The organism is Kitasatospora sp. NPDC091257 (assembly GCF_044757675.1).
Lineage (GTDB): Bacteria > Actinomycetota > Actinomycetes > Streptomycetales > Streptomycetaceae > Kitasatospora > Kitasatospora lactacystinica.
On sequence record NZ_JBIVVI010001127.1, the window covers coordinates 1 to 2,963 of the forward strand.

Here is a 2,963-nt window from a genome sequence, read left to right on the forward strand (position 1 = left end):
GTCGTTACCCCCGCCACCCCTGGCCCGAAGACCCGACCACAGCCGAACCCACCCGCCGCACCAACACCCGGAAATAGCGACGGAAGACCCCACTACCCATCTGGGCAGTGGGGTCTCGGGCAGCTCGCACGGTGCGCCAGACGTCGCCGAACTCGCCGTCTCGAACGGCTGCAACGAACGACCGCCATGCATCGGCGCGGAAGGCCAGGGCAGGACCTCGGGGCCTTGGAGTCACAGACGGGGACGATGCCGGGCCATCCTGTCGGATGCCTCGATGCACTGTCCGCCGTTGCTGCTGTAGCTGGACTTGAAGTGCAGGGCGACCTCCAGGCCGCCGTCGCCTCCTTCGTAGGCAGCCATACCAATCGAGGACACGGCCCCTCCGTCTCCCGTATGACCCGGCTCAAGCCCAGGGCGCCGCGACGCCGGCCCTCTGCTGACGGACCCCTCCAAGCACCAGGTCAGCGCGAGCGGCCGAGCAGCGCGCCCGTCTCCGCGCGCCGGTTCCAGGCGATGACGGCCAGCGGCACCATGAAGAGGAACGGGGTCCCGGCGTTCTCGCCGTGCATCGCGGTGAGCTGGGTAACGAACGCGAACGACAGGAAGACGATCAGCGCCGTCGCGGCCGGCCCGGCCAGCCGGCGGACCAGCAGGCCGACCGCTCCGGCCAGCTCCACCAGTCCGGTCAGGTACATGAACCAGTGGCCTGCACCGATGGCGTCGAAAACGGTCGTGGCGGCGGGGAGCGCGAGCAGCTTGGGCAGCGCGCTGGCCAGGGCGAAGAAGAGCGCGAGCAGGATCCGCAGCGTCCAGACCACCCGGACCACGGCCTTGCTGGACTTCGCGGCGGTGGCGGTGGTCGTGGTGGCGGCGGTGGCGGTGCTGGACATTTCAAGTCTCCCTGGTCGGCTGTCGTTGCTTTCCCAGGTTTGACCGCCGCCACCGCCTGAACTCATCGGTCCCGGGAGAAGAAGTCTTCCGGCAGCCCCACTCCCAGCGCCAGCAGCTCGCCGACGGTCTGCCGCCCACGGATCAGCCCGGCCCGATCGCCCTCGACCGTGACCTCCGGGATCAGCGGTCTGGAGTTGCAGTTCGACGACATGCTCGCCCCACATGCGCCGGTGTCGTGGAAGACCACCAGGGTTTGCGTAGCCGAACAGCGAGCGGTGGCTAGCGCACCACGGGGATCATCCCGGAGCGCCAGTCGGCCAGCCGCTTGCGGATGCTCGGCAGCATCGGCAGCCCGTCCGTTTCGGCCGGGGTGAACCACGCCACCTCGTGGGACTCGTCGGACACCCGCAGCTCCCCGCCGAGCGGGCGTCCGAGGAGGCAGATGGAGAACTCCTGGCGGACCTCGCCGTCGTCGTAGGCGAAGACGTGGCCGGGGTCGGTGTAGGTGCCGACGATCCCGGTGATCTCGACCTCGATGCCGGTCTCCTCGCGGGTCTCGCGGACACCGCACCCGGCGAGCGACTCCCCGATGTCCATCCTGCCGCCGGGCAGGGCCCACATCCCGTTGTCGGTACGTCGCTGGAGCAGAACGCGGCCCGTATCGTCGACCACGACCACGGACGCGGCCGGGACCAACGAGTTCGCCTCGGGGGCGTTCGGGTCGTCCTGGTAGTCACGCCTGGACATGATCCGCCACCTCCGTTGCCGGGATCGCCCATACATCACGCCCGTTCGCCCACAAGTCTTCGACGTGACCAGCGAAGCGATCGAACACACCATCGTCCTGGGCTCGCCTGAAATGCATCATCGGAGCGTCGTGGCCGATCCTACCGGGCAGCAGTGGTGTGACGATCATGTCGTCGTCGAAGCGGAAGACGCTGAGTGAGACGTGTGCGGTCTCATATCGCGCGTCAATCGACGTGTCCCGCAGCTTTGCCAGTTCAGACAGGGTGACCTCAATCCGGGTCGACAGACTCAGTGGGACGTCCTCCTCCAGCTCACGCCGACAGGTGACCGGGTGTCCGGGCTCGCCAAGGATGAAGCGGATGCGAACTCCAGCCGCCGCCTTCTGCCGAAGCAAACTGCCGAAGTTCGCGTGCTCAAGCCACAGGAAGTAGTTGGTGTACCCAGCGAACGTCAGTTCCCGGGTTGCCCCCTTCATCAGCTGACGCCACAGCATGGCCGGCGCCGCAGACCGGTACGGATACATCTGCACCAGCTCCCGATCCGGCCCCGACTTCACCAGCTGCTGTACGGACGGCCAGAGCACGGTTTCCTCCTCGCCGAGGGCCCGGCTGGCCGCTGAGCGGTGTCGGGCATGCGGCTCGCGCGAGGGGTTCGCGAGCCACCGGTCGACGGTCTTGGGGTCGACACCGCACACACGCGCGAGCTTGGACGAGGTCATGTTGGCACGAGCCATTGCGTCACGGAGTGGGCTGTTCACCGACTGGCCTTCCACATTAGGGACGTTTCAAGGTCTATCAGTCAGACGTCCCAAATGTCCCGCAAACGCGGTATGACGTCCCGTCAGGCTGCCCGACGATTCGAGCGTGACAGATGCCGCGCCGCCCACCCGCACCCAGCGTGTCCCTTCCGCGCTACCCGACCATGACCAGTACGGCCGTGTGCAGGGCGTCATTGACAGCCTCCTCCACATGGACTTGACCGTGCTGGGTCGTCTGTCAGAACACGGGCGGTCGGGCCCAGCTTCGCCACCATCCCACACCGTCCGCTCCTGCTGGTACCCAAAGGCTCCTGGCTTCGCCCATAGGGAGGCTGTCGGCTCCATTCACGGCGGACCTGCACGTCGCCGGGGCCTCACTCCTGATACAGCGCCCCGTCCGCATCCGCGGCATCGGCCCTGACCGCGCCCAGTCCCTCACCACTGCGGTGGCCCGCCACGACTGCCGACGCCGACATGACGGCCGCCCTCTCCCCTTCCAGGGCGTCCCGGTCCCGGGAGGCTGATCAAGGCCCCGGCCAGAGGCAGATCCGCACTCCATTCGCATGCC

5 protein-coding genes are annotated in these 2,963 nt (G+C 67.8%); all 5 read right to left on the reverse strand.

Features of this window, described 5'->3' with window-relative positions; genetic code table 11:
* Nucleotides 1-231: 231 nt before the first annotated feature.
* The 5 genes from ACIQOV_RS35270 to ACIQOV_RS35290 all read right to left on the reverse strand — a co-directional run bounded on the left by ACIQOV_RS35270 (nt 232) and on the right by ACIQOV_RS35290 (nt 2,356).
* A complete protein-coding gene (locus ACIQOV_RS35270; protein ID WP_401054921.1) occupies nt 232-360 on the reverse strand; it encodes a DUF397 domain-containing protein in 129 nt (42 codons plus the stop codon).
* Nucleotides 361-461: 101 nt separating this feature from the next.
* Nucleotides 462-890 carry a DoxX family protein gene (locus ACIQOV_RS35275; RefSeq protein ID WP_401054922.1) on the reverse strand — a complete coding sequence of 143 codons (429 nt, stop codon included), beginning with the start codon at nt 888-890 and terminating at the stop codon, nt 462-464.
* Between the two features lie 62 nt (nt 891-952).
* Nucleotides 953-1,102 (reverse strand): hypothetical protein, encoded by a 150-nt coding sequence (locus tag ACIQOV_RS35280; protein WP_401054923.1) that lies wholly within the window; start codon nt 1,100-1,102, stop codon nt 953-955.
* 68 nt (nt 1,103-1,170) lie between these two features.
* Nucleotides 1,171-1,638, reverse strand: coding sequence for an NUDIX domain-containing protein (locus ACIQOV_RS35285; RefSeq protein ID WP_401054924.1), 468 nt, complete (start codon nt 1,636-1,638; stop codon nt 1,171-1,173).
* Nucleotides 1,625-2,356, reverse strand: coding sequence for an XRE family transcriptional regulator (locus ACIQOV_RS35290; RefSeq protein WP_401054925.1), 732 nt, complete (start codon nt 2,354-2,356; stop codon nt 1,625-1,627). Before ACIQOV_RS35290 ends, ACIQOV_RS35285 begins: the two co-directional genes overlap by 14 nt.
* Between the last annotated feature and the right edge of the window lie 607 nt (nt 2,357-2,963).